11 protein-coding genes and 1 tRNA gene are annotated in these 16,663 nt (G+C 35.3%); 11 read left to right on the top strand and 1 reads right to left on the bottom strand.

Annotation, left to right across the window (positions count from 1 at the left end; translation table 11 throughout):
- Positions 1-4: 4 nt before the first annotated feature.
- From J1D01_RS16605 to J1D01_RS16575, 7 genes are all read left to right on the top strand, one after another.
- Positions 5-1,438: a sulfatase gene (locus J1D01_RS16605; protein ID WP_421151647.1), complete on the top strand. Its 1,434-nt coding sequence runs from the start codon at positions 5-7 to the stop codon at positions 1,436-1,438.
- A gap of 118 nt (positions 1,439-1,556) precedes the next feature.
- Complete coding sequence (locus J1D01_RS16600) at positions 1,557-3,767, top strand: hypothetical protein (protein WP_421151646.1); 2,211 nt, start codon at positions 1,557-1,559, stop codon at positions 3,765-3,767.
- Positions 3,768-3,792: 25 nt separating this feature from the next.
- A complete protein-coding gene (locus J1D01_RS16595) occupies positions 3,793-4,569 on the top strand; it encodes a sialate O-acetylesterase (protein WP_421151645.1) in 777 nt (258 codons plus the stop codon).
- A 1-nt stretch (position 4,570) separates the two neighbouring features.
- Positions 4,571-6,196 (top strand): right-handed parallel beta-helix repeat-containing protein, encoded by a 1,626-nt coding sequence (locus J1D01_RS16590; protein ID WP_421151644.1) that lies wholly within the window; start codon positions 4,571-4,573, stop codon positions 6,194-6,196.
- Between the two features lie 55 nt (positions 6,197-6,251).
- A complete protein-coding gene (locus J1D01_RS16585; RefSeq protein WP_421151643.1) occupies positions 6,252-9,245 on the top strand; it encodes a DUF7594 domain-containing protein in 2,994 nt (997 codons plus the stop codon).
- A gap of 163 nt (positions 9,246-9,408) precedes the next feature.
- The gene (locus J1D01_RS16580) at positions 9,409-10,734 is read left to right on the top strand and encodes a dicarboxylate/amino acid:cation symporter (RefSeq protein WP_421151642.1); all 1,326 of its coding nucleotides are present in this window, start codon (positions 9,409-9,411) and stop codon (positions 10,732-10,734) included.
- Positions 10,735-10,739: 5 nt separating this feature from the next.
- Positions 10,740-11,780, top strand: a complete 1,041-nt coding sequence (locus J1D01_RS16575; protein WP_421151641.1) for an isoaspartyl peptidase/L-asparaginase family protein — start codon at positions 10,740-10,742, stop codon at positions 11,778-11,780.
- Here the strand turns inward: J1D01_RS16575 and J1D01_RS16570 are convergent.
- Positions 11,777-12,250, bottom strand: coding sequence for a hypothetical protein (locus tag J1D01_RS16570; RefSeq protein ID WP_421151640.1), 474 nt, complete (start codon positions 12,248-12,250; stop codon positions 11,777-11,779). The genes J1D01_RS16575 and J1D01_RS16570 overlap by 4 nt on opposite strands.
- A 159-nt stretch (positions 12,251-12,409) precedes the next feature.
- Here J1D01_RS16570 and trxB point away from each other — a divergent pair, with 159 nt between their 5' ends.
- From trxB to J1D01_RS16550, 4 genes are all read left to right on the top strand, one after another.
- A complete protein-coding gene (gene trxB, locus J1D01_RS16565; protein WP_421151639.1) occupies positions 12,410-13,390 on the top strand; it encodes a thioredoxin-disulfide reductase in 981 nt (326 codons plus the stop codon).
- Between the two features lie 96 nt (positions 13,391-13,486).
- A tRNA-Pro gene (locus J1D01_RS16560) sits at positions 13,487-13,561 on the top strand.
- Positions 13,562-13,811: 250 nt separating this feature from the next.
- The gene (locus tag J1D01_RS16555) at positions 13,812-15,062 is read left to right on the top strand and encodes a site-specific integrase (RefSeq protein WP_421151638.1); all 1,251 of its coding nucleotides are present in this window, start codon (positions 13,812-13,814) and stop codon (positions 15,060-15,062) included.
- Positions 15,063-15,322: 260 nt separating this feature from the next.
- Positions 15,323-16,444, top strand: coding sequence for an OmpA family protein (locus J1D01_RS16550; RefSeq protein ID WP_421151637.1), 1,122 nt, complete (start codon positions 15,323-15,325; stop codon positions 16,442-16,444).
- The last annotated feature ends 219 nt before the right edge of the window (positions 16,445-16,663 follow it).

Raw genomic sequence — 16,663 nt, 5'->3', positions numbered from 1 at the left:
TTCTATGAAGCAAATTCTTATCCTTTTTATAAATTTAACACTTATGGCAGGCTGTTCTTCATCTAAAAAGGCCATAACAGCAAACAAACCAAATGTACTTTTTATTGCGGTAGATGATTTAAATGATTGGGCTGGCTATATGGGTAATAATCAAATTATCACACCCAACATGGATGCTTTAGCTTCACAAGGTATATTTTTCAATTCAGCACATTGCCAATACGCAGTCTGTGGCCCCTCACGCGCGAGTGTCATGTCTGGAATGTATTATCACAGTTTGGGTTTTGGAACGGAAGGAAGCATTCAGAGGAAGGATGAAGAAATTGTTAATGCAGCTAAGAAGAAAGGCTCTTCCCTAGTCTATGAATATTTTGCAGACAATGGCTATAAAACTATGGCTGCAGGCAAGCTGCTTCACCATCACGTTCCCGAAGAAACCGTTGATGTATCAAATGGCCGTGGTTCATGGGACTTTAATTTAGATGAAAATGGAAAAAAGAAGCGCTTAAACTGGTTTGGCTCCAAAGGACTTTTGGATTGGGGGCCTATAAATAAACCAGAAGAAGAAATGAGTGATTATAAAGCTGCCGAATGGGCTGTAGACCAACTCTCTCAAGAACATGATAAACCATTTTTCTTAATGACTGGTTTCCTGCGTCCGCACACACCTCTGTACATTCAACAGAAGTATTTAGACATGTATCCTCTTGATGAGATAGAGCTTCCCCCTTACAAAGAAGACGATTATAACGATATACCTAAAGCCGCCAAAGAAGTTTGGAATTCCTATCCCGATGTTCCTTGGGCAATTAAAAATAAACAATGGCGCAAGATAGTACAAGCCTACATGGCATGCATTACCTTTACAGATGCTCAAATTGGAAAAATATTAGAAGCTCTGGAAAATAGCCCCTACAGAGATAATACCCTTGTCGTTTTATGGTCAGATCATGGATTTCATATGGGAGAGAAAAGCAGATTCCAAAAGCATACCGCATGGGATCGCTCAACAAAGGTTCCTCTTATCATAAAGGACCCTAGATCTAAATCAACAAAAAATCTGCCCAAACAAATTGAGGCCAACGTGCAGCTAATTGACCTTTACCCAACACTATTAGAACTCTGCGGCCTTCCAGAGAATAAAAAAGTTGAAGGACGCAGTCTAGTGCCCCTAATGGAAAATCCAGACCTCAAATGGGAATATCCTGCCTATACTTTCAGAAGAGGGAAATACGCAACGGTAAAATATGGTTCGTATAGATTTACAGAATATTTTGATGGTTCCAGAGAACTTTACAACCTAGAAAATGATCCAAATGAATGGAATAATTTGGTGCATTCAAATAATGATAAATACAAAGAAATCATCGAACAGATGCATCAATTACTCCAAAAACCTGATGTGGTATTAGGGTATCAAGAGTCTAAGCAGAGGTAGTACTCTAATCTTAAAAGGTTAGAATCAATTATCAAATTTTATACAGATAGAAGGCTATCTTAATAATAAATAATTCAAAAAAATGGAAATGGAAAATGGTTCTGCCAAATTAATTTTCGTGACAATTTTTTTCTTAGCACTAATCCCATTTCAGGGTCTTTCAGGTAATATTATAGACACTACTGATTATGCCTATTGGAGAAAATTGGCTAAAACTTCAAATATGTATAGTGCTATGAAAGCCAGTGCTATTTCTATAGCCAACCAAAATGATGGAGAAACCCGAGATGTTATGGGAGCCAATGCACTAGCCTATATTCTCGACCCCGCCAATAAAATTAGGTATGTAAACGCTATAAAAAAGAAATTTGAAACCAGAATACAAACCATGAAAATCGGGACAGGTGCTGCGACTTCTTCCGTTCCTTCCCACGAATTATTTTATGCCGTTTTGGCTCTTGATGTGATTCGGTACGATTTAGATTCTGCTGTACTTTCAAAATACGAAAATTGGCTGGAGGAAAAAATTATGGCTTTGGTAATTGGCAAGTGGGACCCCCATGCTTGGGCCATGAGAATGTTATACTACAAATACCTTGGAGACGAAACCAACTTTTTAGCAGCAAAAAAGGAGTTTGACATCGGATTATCAGAACACTATATGCCCAACGACGGGGTTTCGCCCGCTGGTAATGGCTACTGTGTACAGCGATGGAATTCCATTGAACGTGCTGCAAAAAACACAACACCCGATATCTTGGAATATATGGGCTTTAAGGAGTATTACTCCAATTCAGGGATTATTGGTTTAAAAGAGTTTATGTATGGTTATGCTGTTGCTCCTTTTGGTAGGATTTTGCTATATGGCGACTCCCGCAATACCGAAAGCCAGAAACCATGGGACATCGAGGAAGGAAATATCATTCTATCTCCCCATATTGTTTCGGCGGCTCGGTATTCAACTAAAGCTTATAAGTATGCTATGTGGACTCTACGTGAAGGTGCTGGTGTTCCTAAAGGCACAATAAAAGGGCATTTATCTAATTATATAATTTTAGCAGGTACAGCAGCAAATAATAATCCTATAGAATTTAATACAAATGATGCCGAATTAGCACCTAGCCGATTATTTAAAAACTATGCTGTTTTAAAATCTAAAGAACAATCTACCAATGCGCTCTATATGAGTATGCTTAATTTAACAGGCAATACAGAATATCATACCCACTATGAAACCAACGCCTTAGCATTGGCAGGATATGGGGAGATTTTGTTACGCAATGCCGGGTATAATGGTCCAAATGTAGATGTAACTATAGACGGTGCAACAGCTACTTTCGATTTTATGCATTCCAATTCAGAATCTGCAAATACTTTAATGATAGGAGGAAAAAGACATACCTCGAAAGTAGGTAGTGGCACAACCGAAGGATTTGTAGGTAATAACATCGAATATTTTAGAGGCTCTAGCTCTAAGGCCATTGAAGGCACACATCACAGAGATGTTGTTTTTATACAACCATCAAATCATGTTAACGGTTACTACGTTGTTATGGACCACGTAACCACTAACAATGCAGCAGATAATATTAACGTTGTTTGGCACCCCAATGCAGCTACCTTAAACATTATTAAGAATGAAACAGAATACTTTTCTGAAATAAAAATAGAAAAAGGAGATGCAGGTCCTAGAATATATTCTGAAAATAAAGTCACTTTAACCACTTTTTTAGGAACAGCTCCAACTTCTGTAGAAATAAAGAAAACCGCAAACCAAGCTCGGTCTGGATATGGTTACGCAGCAGATTATATGTATGCCAATTACAACACCACCAACCAACAAGCAGATATTCTTACGGTATTTTTTCCTGGCGATAAAACACACCAAACAGGAGATTTAAAAAGAATTGTAAAGGGTAATTATACGGGCAGTAAAATTACACAAGAAAAAGTTGTAGATGTGGCACTAACCTCTAATGGAGAAACAAAAGTAAAATATGGCTCTGAAACCTTTCAAGGCGAAAATATTTTTTATAGAAAAGCCTCGGGTAAATTCATTTCCTATTTTGTAAAAGGGAAATCGTTTACTTCAAAAAAGCATATTCAAACAGGCTTTAAATCAGATGATTCAGTTGTTGTATATATGAATGTTATAAATACACAACAACTTAAAGGTCGTATAATTTCTCATGGAACTAGAGTAACATTTTATGCTCCAGGTATTTCAACTATAAAATTAGATGGTGTAAAAGTTCCTGTTGATATTTCTGAACCAAATAGTATTAGTGTAAATATTCCAAAAGGCACTTTTGTGATTGAACTACTTTAACAGACTTTTAAATAAAAAATTGAAAATGAGAAATTTAAGAATACTTTTACTAATGCTTCCGGTGTTGTTTTATCAATGTAAATCATCTAAAAATTTAGCTAAAAACAAAGTTAAACCTATGGAGATTTACCTCTGCATTGGGCAATCTAACATGGCCGGACGTGGCCCTATTGAAGCCATAGATAAAGACACGCTAACCAATGTCTTTTTATTCACAGGAAAAGAAAACATGCCATGGGAAAAAGCTGCTAATCCGTTCAATAAATATTCTACTGTTAGAAAAAATATTAGCATGCAGAAGTTAAGTCCAAGTTATGGTTTTGCTAAAACAATAAGTAAGGCACAACCACAAACAAAAATAGGTTTGGTTGTTAATGCCAAAGGAGGCACTTCTATTGAACAGTGGAAACCAGGCGATACACTATACAACGAAGCCATAAAGCAAACAAAAAAAGCCTTAGAAACTGGAGGCGTTTTAAAAGGTATTATTTGGCACCAGGGAGAAGCCAATGTATCTAAATACAAACAATATATGTCCAAAATAACCGAGCTTATTAAAGCTTTAAGAACCGATTTAAACCAACCTAATTTGCCCTTTGTTGCTGGACAACTTTCTGAAGACAAACCTAAGCGAAAAAATTTCAATAAAATGATTTTAGAGCTTCCTTCTAAAGTAAAAAATACGGGAGTTGTTACAACAGAAAACACCCAAACAATTGATAATACCCATTTTGACAGCGAAAGCCAAAGACTTTTAGGGAAGCGTTATGCAGAAGAAATGCTTAAACTTTTAAATGATTAAAATGATAAGAAAATTATTTAGCCTGATACTATTGTCAAGTACGTTCCTGACTGCCCAAACCACTTATTTTGTTGATGACGTTATAGGAAACGATGCTTATAATGGCCTAAAAAAAAACACTCCTTTTAAAAGTATTGAAAAAATAAACCAATTGGTTTTAAAACCGGGCGATTCGGTGCTTTTTAGAAGAGGCGGGCAATGGACCGGAAATTTAACCCCCAAAGGCAGTGGCTCCAAAAACAACAGAATTGTACTTGGTGCTTACGGCAATGGGCTTGCTCCTGTTTTAGATGCTAAGGGGCAAATCTCTAAAGGAGAGAAAGTCTCGTACACCATTCGTCTTTTTAATCAAGAACATATTGAAATACGAGATTTAAAAATTAAAAACTTCAACCCTTTCGAAACTCCTAGAAAACTGGTTTTAAAAACCAATAGTGTTTATGTAAACGCTCCTAAAATGGGCATTTATATTCAAGGTGAAGATTGTGGTACGCTTCATGATATTTACCTAAGCAATCTTGAAATTTGCCATGTAAACGGCGATATGAGTACTAAGCACAACGGTGGCGTTTTTGTTGAAATTACTTGGAACAAAACCATTTCAAAACGAGTAAAATCAAATTTTGATGGCCTGTACACCGAGGGATGCTACATCCACCATGTAGATCGAACCGGTTGGTCCAACAAATCGGTTTGGAGCCGCCGGTCTTTGCACAGTAAATGGGGAGAGCTTTTGGCTAATGGCAAAACACATAACTGGTTCCCTAGCGAAAATGTTGTTTTTAGAAACAACAAATTTGAAAAAGCTGGAGCCAATGCCTTAATTGTTCGCGTAGCAAAAGCACCTTTGGTAGAATATTGCTTTTTTACCCATAATGGCATAAAAGGCAGTGGCAATGCCTCGTTTCCTTTTAATAGCGACGATGCCCTTTTTCAGTACAACGAAGCTTGCTACACGTATTATAATACTGAAGCCGATAGTTGGAACGGCAAAAAAGATGTAGATGCAGGAGGCTTTGATAGCGATTGGAACTGTAAAAACACCATTATACAATACAATTACAGCCATAACAATGGCCACGGAGGGGTTTTAATATGCTGCGATGGCGCTAGTAAAACAAGCTTTAACGATGGCACGATTATACGTTATAATATTTTTGAAAACAACGCCCACCACATTATAAGAAACTCGGGCACTACAACCAATACCCAAATTTACAACAATACCTTTTTTGCTGGCAAAGAACAAGATTCGGTACAACTCGTGTACCATAAAAGCTGGAATGGCTATCCCGGAAAAACCATATATGCCAACAACATTTTTTACTCTTTGGGCAATGGCAACCATTTTGAATTTACCAAAAGCAAAAACTATACGTTTAGAGCCAATACTTTTTTTGGAGACATAAAAAACCTACCCGAAGATTCTAAAAAACAAACCAAAAACCCGCATTTTAAAAGCATAGAAACCTCAACAACCCATTGGAAACCGTATTTAAGATTTCTTTTAAAACAAAATTCACCAGAAATCAATAAAGGCATTGTTATAGAAAACCACGCTGCAAAAGATTTTATAGGAACTCCCATTCAAGGTTTACCAGACCGCGGAGCATTTGAAAGAAAATAATAATCTAACTAACCACTAGATACTACAATAAAACCAATTTTAAACACTAAATAAGATGAATAAACTTTACACAAAAAGTGCTTTGGTACTATTTTTACTAAGCTCCTTTTGGGCTGTTAATGCTCAAGACTATGGCACATTTATCCATAATGCAACCGAAGACTCCTATATCCGGGGCGGTTCAAACGGCGACGTAAATTATGGCAGCGAACTGGAATTATTAGTTAAAGCAACGCCTACAAACGAAAAAAATTTCAGGAAAACAGTTTTAAAATTCGATTTATCCAATACATCGTACACCTTTGGCAGTTCTGATAAGGCTGTTTTGCGCTTACACGCCAACGATTCAGAAACAGCTACCATAACGGCCTATGAAATGGGCGATTCTTGGTCTGAGTCTACAGTAACCTGGAACAACGCCCCAAGCATTGGCAACCAAATAGCCACTGTAGAAATGGGAGATAGTGGCATGTATTACGAATGGGATATTACAGCCTATGTACAAGCAGAATTGACGGGAGATAAAATCATTTCTATAGCCTTAAACGACCCCAACGACTCTAAAACAACCATTGGATACAACAGCAAAGAAAAAGGCGTTAACGTGCCCCATATTGCCATTACAATAGACGACCCCAATTTAACGGCTATTTCGGCAAGCCAAGATTCTGAAGTGTTTTACTGGGGCAAACCTTCACACGACAAAAACTATGGCAGCAACGACGACCTTTCGGTTAGGTACGACGACAATGTAAGCAGTTGTACCGATAGTTATATCGAATTCGATATTAGCAGTATTTCCGAAGCCAAAGAAAGCATTCTTTTAAAGCTATATGCTTTTGAAGTAGAGCGCGCTTCTGAAATTTCGGTTTACGGAACCGACACCGAGGTTTCTTGGTCTGAAACAACTATTACTGGTCGCGATAAACCTTTGGCCACCGAGCGCATTGGCGTATATCCCATTTTTACAACAGGTTTTGTTAACCTAGATGTAACCAACTACGTAAATAAAGCTATTGAAGCAGGATGGAACAAGGTAACCCTTATTGTAAAAGAAAACGAGGGCGCCAAAATTTCGTTCAACTCTAAAGAAGCTGCAAGCAATGGCCCACAACTTATGGTAAGTTCTAATTCCGGTAGCTATGTTGCACCAACCGTTATGTCTGGAACCTTTTATTTTGATGCCGAAAATGGCGATGATAACAACAACGGCACCTCTGAAGCTACAGCATGGAAAAGTTTATCGAAAATTAAAAACCAAACATTAGCCCCAGGAAGCCAAATACTTTTAAAACGAGGCAGCGTTTGGAGTGGCGAAGAAATTGTTTTTAAAGGTTCTGGAACCAACGGAAACCCTATAATTATTGATGCTTATGGATCAGGAGACAAGCCTTTGCTAAACGGTTTGGGTACATCTACAGGGCTTATTAAATTATTTAACCAAGAGTACATTGAAATTTCTAACTTACACATTACCAATTTAGGAGCAGAAAAAGATTATTTAAGAAGGGGCATCCATGTGGTTGCCGATAATTACGGAGCGGTACACCACTTACATTTTACCAATCTTAAATTCACAGATATAAACGGTACCGATGGGCTAGATGGCGGTGTTTATGCCAACGAAGATGACGAAAAACGTTCGGGAGCTATTTTCTTAGAAATAAGGGGAGACGACGTACAAACATATTTTGATGATGTTCTATTAGACCGTTCGTATTTTTACGATGTCTCAAATACAGGGTTTGCCAACATATCCCATTGGTCTGATTTGGAATTGACTTCAGATTTCAATTCTAATACCGTTCCCGGAACCGAAGACGAGCACTACATCCATAATTTTGTACCTAGTAAAAACGTGGTTATAAAACGAAATCGGTTCGAAAATATTAATTCACAAGGGCTTATTATCCGTACTGCAGAAGATCCGCTTATGGAATATAATTTGTTCTACTACTGTTCTATTGGCCGGGGCTCAGACAATGCTTGTTTTAACTCAAAAACCACAGGAGCTGTTTGGCGTTACAACGAATCGTGTTTTACCGAGTATACCGAAGGGAAATCGGATGGAGCTGGAATCGATTCAGACCTTCGTTCTAAAAACACACTTATAGAATACAATTATTGCCACAATAACGAATACGGCGGTATTATTACCACGGGAGGTAGTTTTGAAGGTTCGTTTAACGACAACACCATTGTGAGGTACAATATTTTAATTAACAACGGTATTAACAGCTTAAGAATTTGTAACCAAAACACCAACTTATTGGCACACAACAACCTGATTTACCATAACGATGCCGAGAATGAAAACAGCTTGGTTTTTATACACTTAAGCGACAGGACAACACAAGGCCCTACGAATTCGGTTTTGGTAAACAACATTTTTTATACAACGAACAACAACGGAATGTTTACAGCCGATGTTGAAAGTACAGACCCCAGATTTGAAGATGCTATTTATAGCAACAACCTATTTTATGGTATTGATGCTGCTTACCAATACCCTAACGATGCCAATAAAGTAGTAGGAGACCCCTTGTTTGCTAACGGAACGGTACCCACACAAGATATTGGAGGTTATGTACTTTTAGACGAAGAAGGATTGCCTACAGGCAATGTAAGCTATGATTTTTTAACAGGTTTTGGATTATCTGACTTATCTCCAGCTATAAACGCAGGCACTTCCAGTTTTATTTCTGAAATACCTTTGGTTGATTTTGCTAATAATTCTTCGTTAGTAGGTACTTTATTAGATATTGGGCCTTTTGAAAACCAAAATGTCTTAAGTGCAAAAAATAACACTTTAGATTCTAAAGTTACCCTCTACCCAAATCCTATTTCAAATACCTTAAATATAAATATGCCTAACGGTATTACAATTAAAGAAATAAGTATTATTAATTCGTTAGGGCAAATGATAATGCAAAGTAAAACTTCAAATAACATTATTCCTTTAGATAGTTTACAAATGAAAAACGGTATTTATTTTGTTAGAATAGAAAGTAGTTTAGGAGTAACCATAAAGAAAATTATAAAAGAATAATAAATACTTTAAATTATTTTGTTTAAAAAGCTCTCATCTAGTTAAGATTACTTTAAAAAAGCGTTGAATTTTTCAACGCTTTTTTTTATAATAATTTATCTTTTATAATTAGTTGATTCAAAATACGTAAGTTTATAACCAAATAAAAACTTTAAATAATAGTATGAAAAAGCTAGAGTTACATTGGCAAATATTAATAGGAATGGTATTGGGTGTTATTTTGGGGTTTATCATGACGGCAGTAGAAGGCCAGGGATTTGTAATGAATTGGATTGAGCCCATTGGAAAAATATTTGTTAAGCTATTAAAACTTATTGCAGTGCCTTTAATTTTAGCGTCTTTAATAAAAGGTATTTCAGATTTAAAAGATATTTCTAAGTTTAAAAATATGGGATTACGCACCATAGTAGTATATATTTTAACAACAGTTATAGCTATAACAATTGGTTTAGGGCTTGTTAATACTTTAAAACCTGGAAATGGAATAACACAAGAAACGGTTACCATGCTTAAAGAGAAGTATTCTACAAGTGATAAGGCTAAAACAATACTCACCAATGCACAGCAACAAAAAGAAGCAGGTCCATTACAATTTTTAGTAGATATGGTACCCGATAATGCTGTATTTGCAATGAGTAATAATAAGCTAATGTTACAAGTAATAGTTTTTGCTATCCTTTTAGGAATTTGTTTATTGCTTATTCCAGAGGAACAGGCTAAACCTCTAAAAAACTTTTTTGATTCTTTAAACGAAGTTGTTTTAAAAATGGTTGATTTAATAATGCTTACAGCTCCTTATGCCGTATTTGCATTGTTAGCAACAGTTGTGGTTTCTGCAGATGATCCAGATATTCTTTTAGCATTGTTAAAATATGCGGGTGTTGTTGTTTTAGGTTTACTTTTTATGATTTGTTTTTATTTAATTTTAATATCTGTTTATGCTAAAAAATCACCATTATGGTTTATAAGTCAAATAAGTCCTGCACAATTATTGGCATTCTCAACAAGTAGTAGCGCAGCAGCTTTACCAGTTACTATGGAACGCGTTGAAGAACATGTTGGAGTTGATACAGAAGTGGCTAGTTTTGTATTGCCAGTAGGAGCCACTATTAATATGGATGGAACGAGTTTGTATCAAGGGGTTGCAGCAGTTTTTATTATGCAAGTTTTATGGCCTGAAGGCTTGGTGTTTAGCAATCAATTAATGATTATTTTAACAGCTTTGTTGGCTTCTATAGGTAGTGCCGCAGTACCAGGGGCAGGCATGGTAATGTTGGTAATTGTACTAGAGTCTATAGGATTTCCGTCAGATTTGTTGCCAATAGCTCTAGCTTTAATTTTTGCAGTTGATAGACCTTTAGATATGTGTAGAACAACTGTTAATGTTACGGGAGACGCAACAGTTTCAACTATTATAGCTAAATCATTAGGTAAATTAGGTGAGCCGCATGTAAAAAATTGGGATGATAATTATCCTGTTAAAAAGTAATAGTCATGAAAAAAATAATATTGATTTTTATTATTGGTTTTATAGCTATTTCATGTAATTCTGAAGAGAAAAAAAATGATAAAACTTCTAAAAGAGACCCAAATTCATTTACTATTGTAATTCATGGTGGGGCAGGAAATGGTATTATTCCTGAAAATTTGAATGAGGAAAATCAAAAAATATATAAAGCTAAGCTTCAAAAGGCACTTAATGCAGGGTATTCTGTTCTTGAAAAAGGCGGTAAATCTATAGATGCTATTCAAGAAGCTATTAAAGTTTTAGAAGATTCGCCTTTATTTAATGCAGGCAAAGGTGCTGTGTTTAATAGTGAAGGTAATCAAGAAATGGATGCCTCTATAATGGATGGAAAAACATTAAATAGTGGTGCCGTAGCAGGTATTAATCATGTTAAAAATCCCATTTTGGCAGCAAGAATGGTTATGGATAGTACCAAGCATGTAATGCTTTCTGGTATAGGTGCCCAACGAATTATGAGAAAATTGGGGTTAGAAATGGTAGATAGTAGTTACTTTTTTACATCAAATAGGTATAATCAATTAAAACGATTGCAAGGAAACCAAATTAGTGTAGTTAATACTTTAAATGAAAGTATTTTAAATGATAATAAATACGGAACTGTAGGCGCAGTTGCAATAGATAAACAAGGTAATATAGCAGCAGGAACTTCTACTGGAGGAATTGCAAATAAAAAGTATGGAAGAATTGGAGACTCTCCAATAATAGGAGCAGGTACCTATGCTAATAATATTACTTGTGGAATTTCATGCACAGGAACCGGTGAATATTTTATTAGAACCGTTGCAGCTCATGAGGTTTCAAGTTTAATACAATACAAAAACACACACCCAGCAGATGCACTTCATGAAGTTATTTTTAATAAGATAGCTCCATTAGGAGGTGAAGGCGGTATGATTTTGTTAGATAAACATGGCAACGTTTTTTGGGATTTTAACACCAAAGGCATGTTTAGAGGCTATAAAAAATCAACTGGAGATAATATTGTTGAAATGTTTGCTTCTAATTAATCAACTCTAATATAGTTTTCAGCATAAATGTAATTTCCTAAACTATCAACTTCAATTTGAGTGAATTTATCTTTTGAAATAATAATATTAAAATCCCACTTATTACTAATTTTTAAGCGTTTATTTAATGGTTTAGAACCATAATCTAATTTTTCGGTTAAAATACCGTCTTTAAAGGTGTAATCTCCAACTCCAAACCAATCTAAAGAATCCCAAGTTCGTAATTTACTCCACATAACCTTAGTTTTAGAAAACATTTTTCTTTGTTTAATTTCGTTAGAAGATTTAATGGTATCTACTGTTCCATCTCCTCTGTAGTTTATATAACTGTCTATTTCCCAGACACCTTCAAGCGTATGTTTTTTAGTTACTTGTAGAGGTTCTGTTAGCATGTCATTTTGTTTATTATTAGTGTTGCAGCTTGTTAAGGCAAATAACACAATAAACGTAAAGTATAGATGCTTTTTCATGTCTATTGAGTTTAGGTGGTTATTCTTAAATTTACAAAAAAAAATAACATCAATTTTATTCTATAGATTTTAAATATGCAGTTATAAGAAAGTGTTAATAACTTCTATGTAAGTTTTAGATCAAAAATTCTACATTTGTTATACTAAATAGATAAAATTATGGCAGAAGATATAGAAAGAGTTAAATGTTTAATTATTGGTTCAGGACCTGCGGGTTATACAGCAGCTATTTATGCAGCAAGAGCCAATATGAATCCTGTATTATATCAAGGGTCTCAACCTGGAGGACAATTAACAACTACTAATGAAGTTGAAAATTTCCCAGGATATCCAGAAGGAATTACTGGGCCAGAAATGATGATGCAGTTACAAGCTCAAGCTAAACGTTTTGAAACAGATATTCGTGATGGTTGGGTTACAAAAGTTGATTTCTCTGGCGAAATTCATAAAATATGGGTAAATGATACCAAGGAAATTCATGCCGATACTGTAATAATTTCTACAGGAGCTTCGGCTAAATACTTAGGTTTAGAATCTGAACAAAAATATTTAAAGCTAGGTGGAGGTGTATCAGCCTGTGCTGTTTGTGATGGGTTTTTCTACAGAAATCAAGAAGTTGTGATTGTAGGAGCAGGAGATTCAGCTTGTGAAGAAGCTCATTATTTGTCTAAGTTATGTAAAAAAGTAACTATGATTGTAAGAAGAGATGAATTTAGAGCCTCTAAAATCATGGAAGCTAGAGTAAGAAATACAGAGAATATAGAAATACTTCATAACACAGAAACCGATGAGGTTTTAGGTGACGGACAAGTAGTAACAGGTGTACGCGTTTTTAACAATAAAACAGGGGAGAAGCATGTAATACCAGCTACTGGTTTTTTTGTAGCTATTGGTCATAAACCCAACACAGATATTTTTAAGGATTATTTAGATTTAGATGAAACAGGTTATATTATAAATAAACCAGGATCTTCAAAAACCAATGTAGAAGGTGTTTTTGTATCAGGTGATGCTGCAGACCATGTTTATAGACAAGCTGTAACAGCAGCAGGAACAGGTTGTATGGCAGCATTAGATGCAGAACGTTATTTAGCGGCAAAAGATGCTAATTTTGAAGTATCTACTTCGTCTTATAATTAATAAAAGAGTAATTATTTTAAAAAAGCCAAAGTAAAACACTTTGGCTTTTTTGTAAATATTAAAAAATGTGTTTTCTTTGAAAACTAATTTTTAAATCGGGATGTGGCGCAGTCCGGTTAGCGTACACGGCTGGGGGCCGTGTGGTCGCAGGTTCAAATCCTGTCATCCCGACAAAATAGCATATCAACTTAAAACAAAAACCTGTTAATCGTATGATTTACAGGTTTTTATATTTTTAACGGTTTCAAAAGAAAACAAAAAATTATGTTAAAAAAGTCAACAATTCGGATAACAAAATTAATTTTCGAAATGTGTTGACCGAATTGTTAAAATCCATCGGTTGGTTAGAATAATAAATGTATCTTTAAAGTGATTTGGCTTTCGTCTGGTAATAAAAAAGTATTAACAAAAGACGAAAATCATGAGAACCTCAAACACTTTAGGTATTTTGCTCTGGGCAGATTTGAACAGGGCTAAAGACAATCAAGCCTCCATTTATGTAAGAATTACGGTAAACGGTAAACGTGCAACGCTGAGTTTAAAACATAAAGTTTCCGTATCGGATTGGGATGTACATAGGAGCAGGGTACGTGGAACAAACCAAAATGCAAGGAAACTTAATAACTATCTAGAGCAGGTTACTAGTGACCTTTTTTCGTGTTACCAAGAATTGAAGGCAGAACGTAAGCTAATAACCTCAAATGCCATCAAGGCAAGATATCTTGGGGAGGATGAAGAGAACCATTCCATTATGGATATTATCAGCTACCATCACGAAGATATGGAGGGTAAACTTAAGTGGGGTACTCAAAAAAACTACTACACTACGGAAAAGTATGTGTCAAAGTTTCTATTGAAGCGTTTTAAAACGAGCGATATGTATTTACGTGAACTAGATTACAATTTCATACTCAAGTTTGAGAAATACCTGAGAGGGTATGTTCCAACGGATCACCAAAGGAAAATGGGCAATAATACTGTAATGAAACACATAGAACGATTTCGAAAACTTATTAATCTGGCGCTGAAATTGGGATGGATTGAAAAAGACCCTTTTATAAACTTTAAGGCCAATATTATAAAAACAGAAAGAGGTTTTTTGAGTTCAGATGAATTAAATGCGATAGAGGAGAAACAATTCACAATAGGGAGGTTGCAACTGGTGAAGAATCTGTTTGTATTCAGTTGTTATACTAGTTTAAGCTATATTGATGTGATAAACTTAACGGAAGACAATATCAATATTGGAATAGACGGAGAATTGTGGATTCATTACAGGCGGGTAAAGACAGCAAAGGTTATTAGAATTCCACTATTACCCCAAGCCCTGCAAATTATTGAAGCCTATAAAAACAACCACAAATCAAAAGCTCAAGGCAAGTTATTCCCTAAAATATCGAATCAGAAGCTCAATTCCTATTTAAAGGAAATTGCCGATGTATGTGGCATCAAAAAAAATCTGACTTTTCACATAGCCAGACATACATTTGCCACGACGGTCACACTAAGTAATGGTATCCCATTAGAGACGGTATCTAAATTGTTGGGTCACTCTAAAATATCTACAACTCAAATTTATGCCAAGGTGATAGAGCGAAAGGTCAGTGATGATATGAAAAGGCTAAGAGAGCAATTTTTAAATTCAAACAAGGAGTCAGATAGCATGTGTTAAATTTGATTCTAAAGAAAAATCTTTAAATAGAACTGCAAAAAAAGGTGTATTAAGACACACACGGGACATAATTTGTTATACTTTGTATCATTACAGTGAGTTTTAAACTCACTATTTTACTATAGAAAAAAAGCATTTGCAGCGGTTTCAAAACCCAAATACACCTATGAGTTATTTTGGGTTTAACATTTACTTGGAAATATTTCTACTTAACATTAAAAAGATTTATATTTTTAAGTTTTTATAAATTTATCAAATAAATGAGCCAAAATATACTACAGTACGAATCTAAAGTATGGTCAACTGCCGACCTTTTAATAGCATCTGGAATAAAAACATCAGACCGTCCAGGAGGTTATGGATCCGTGGATTTATATTATGTAGAATTAGGAGAAGAAGGTGAATTAGGATTCATAGTAAACTTAGGCCCAGAAATTAATACCAGTGGAAGAGAATCATTTCCATTTACCTCTTCAAAGAATGCGTTATATTTTTCATCCGATGGACATTTTGGTTTAGGCGGTTATGATGTATTCTATCATAAGATAAATTCAGATGGTGAATTGGTAGGAAACCTATTGAATGTAGGCGAACCAATAAACTCTAGTTTTGATGATGTGTGCTATGTAGTAAAAGGCGATAGAGGCTTTGTCAGTTCAAACCGTACGATAGAAGGCGAGGAAGTCTATGATAACATTTATACGTTTATAGAGAATACCCCTATAAAGGATATCTATTTAAAGAGTCTTTTACATGGAGTCGTTACAGACACATCTATACAATTGCCATTGGCAGGAGCGACAGTAGAGGTTTTAGATGTAGATAACCATGTCATAGCAACCTTATTGACTGATGAAGAAGGTCGCTACTCAAAAGAAGTGGAGTATGAGCCCTCTTATATATTAAAAGTAACTAAGGAGAACTATAGCAGTGCCGATGGGTATTCAGAAAAGCAACAAGAAGATAGAGAGCACAATTTTGAATTATCACCGGTAGAGAATGTTATAGAGCCAGGCACTGATTTAGCCAAGGTGTTGAACATTCCAATGATTTACTTTGATTTTGATAAGTCTAATATTCGTCCAGAAGCAGCAGTGGAATTACAGAAGATAGTAGAAGTGATGAATCAATATCCAGAGTTGAAGATAGATATTCGTTCGCATACCGATAGTAGAGGAAGTGATGCATACAATGAGGCGTTATCAGACCGACGCGCTAAATCAACGATGCATTATTTAATCTCTCAAGGAATATCAAAAGACAGATTGACAAGCAAAGGCTATGGAGAATACCAATTAGTGAATCATTGTAGTAATGGTGTACCATGTAGTAAGGAAGAACACCAAGCTAATAGACGTAGTGAATTTATTGTCGTAGAATAATGATTTAAACCTCTCCTTTCTTATTCTAATCTTCAATAAGATTGTCTGGTTAATAGCAAAAAAGTAAAGGTAGAGGTTTAAATTGTTATTTAACGTAAATAAAATAGAATAGAATAAATATTTTAAACTGCCCTCCCTCCACAAATTTTCCTGAGATTTGATTAAATAGCAGCGGAGGAGAGGGCTTTTATGATCTGAATTTAAAGAAAAGATTAAATA

Origin of the sequence: Seonamhaeicola sp. NFXS20 (assembly GCF_049132085.1) — a bacterium.
Taxonomy (GTDB): Bacteria; Bacteroidota; Bacteroidia; order Flavobacteriales; family Flavobacteriaceae; genus Seonamhaeicola.
The sequence above is the reverse complement of the archived record's forward strand: the minus strand, read 5'-3'. Positions and strand labels throughout refer to the sequence as shown.

Coding starts and splice junctions, on each gene's coding strand:
- J1D01_RS16550 (WP_421151637.1), top strand. CDS start 15,323: ATGAGCCAAAATATACTACAGTACGAATCTAAAGTATGGTCAACTGCC.
- J1D01_RS16555 (WP_421151638.1), top strand. CDS start 13,812: ATGAGAACCTCAAACACTTTAGGTATTTTGCTCTGGGCAGATTTGAAC.
- J1D01_RS16595 (WP_421151645.1), top strand. CDS start 3,793: ATGAGAAATTTAAGAATACTTTTACTAATGCTTCCGGTGTTGTTTTAT.
- J1D01_RS16575 (WP_421151641.1), top strand. CDS start 10,740: ATGAAAAAAATAATATTGATTTTTATTATTGGTTTTATAGCTATTTCA.
- J1D01_RS16590 (WP_421151644.1), top strand. CDS start 4,571: ATGATAAGAAAATTATTTAGCCTGATACTATTGTCAAGTACGTTCCTG.
- J1D01_RS16570 (WP_421151640.1), bottom strand. CDS start 12,250: ATGAAAAAGCATCTATACTTTACGTTTATTGTGTTATTTGCCTTAACA.
- J1D01_RS16585 (WP_421151643.1), top strand. CDS start 6,252: ATGAATAAACTTTACACAAAAAGTGCTTTGGTACTATTTTTACTAAGC.
- J1D01_RS16605 (WP_421151647.1), top strand. CDS start 5: ATGAAGCAAATTCTTATCCTTTTTATAAATTTAACACTTATGGCAGGC.
- J1D01_RS16580 (WP_421151642.1), top strand. CDS start 9,409: ATGAAAAAGCTAGAGTTACATTGGCAAATATTAATAGGAATGGTATTG.
- trxB (WP_421151639.1), top strand. CDS start 12,410: ATGGCAGAAGATATAGAAAGAGTTAAATGTTTAATTATTGGTTCAGGA.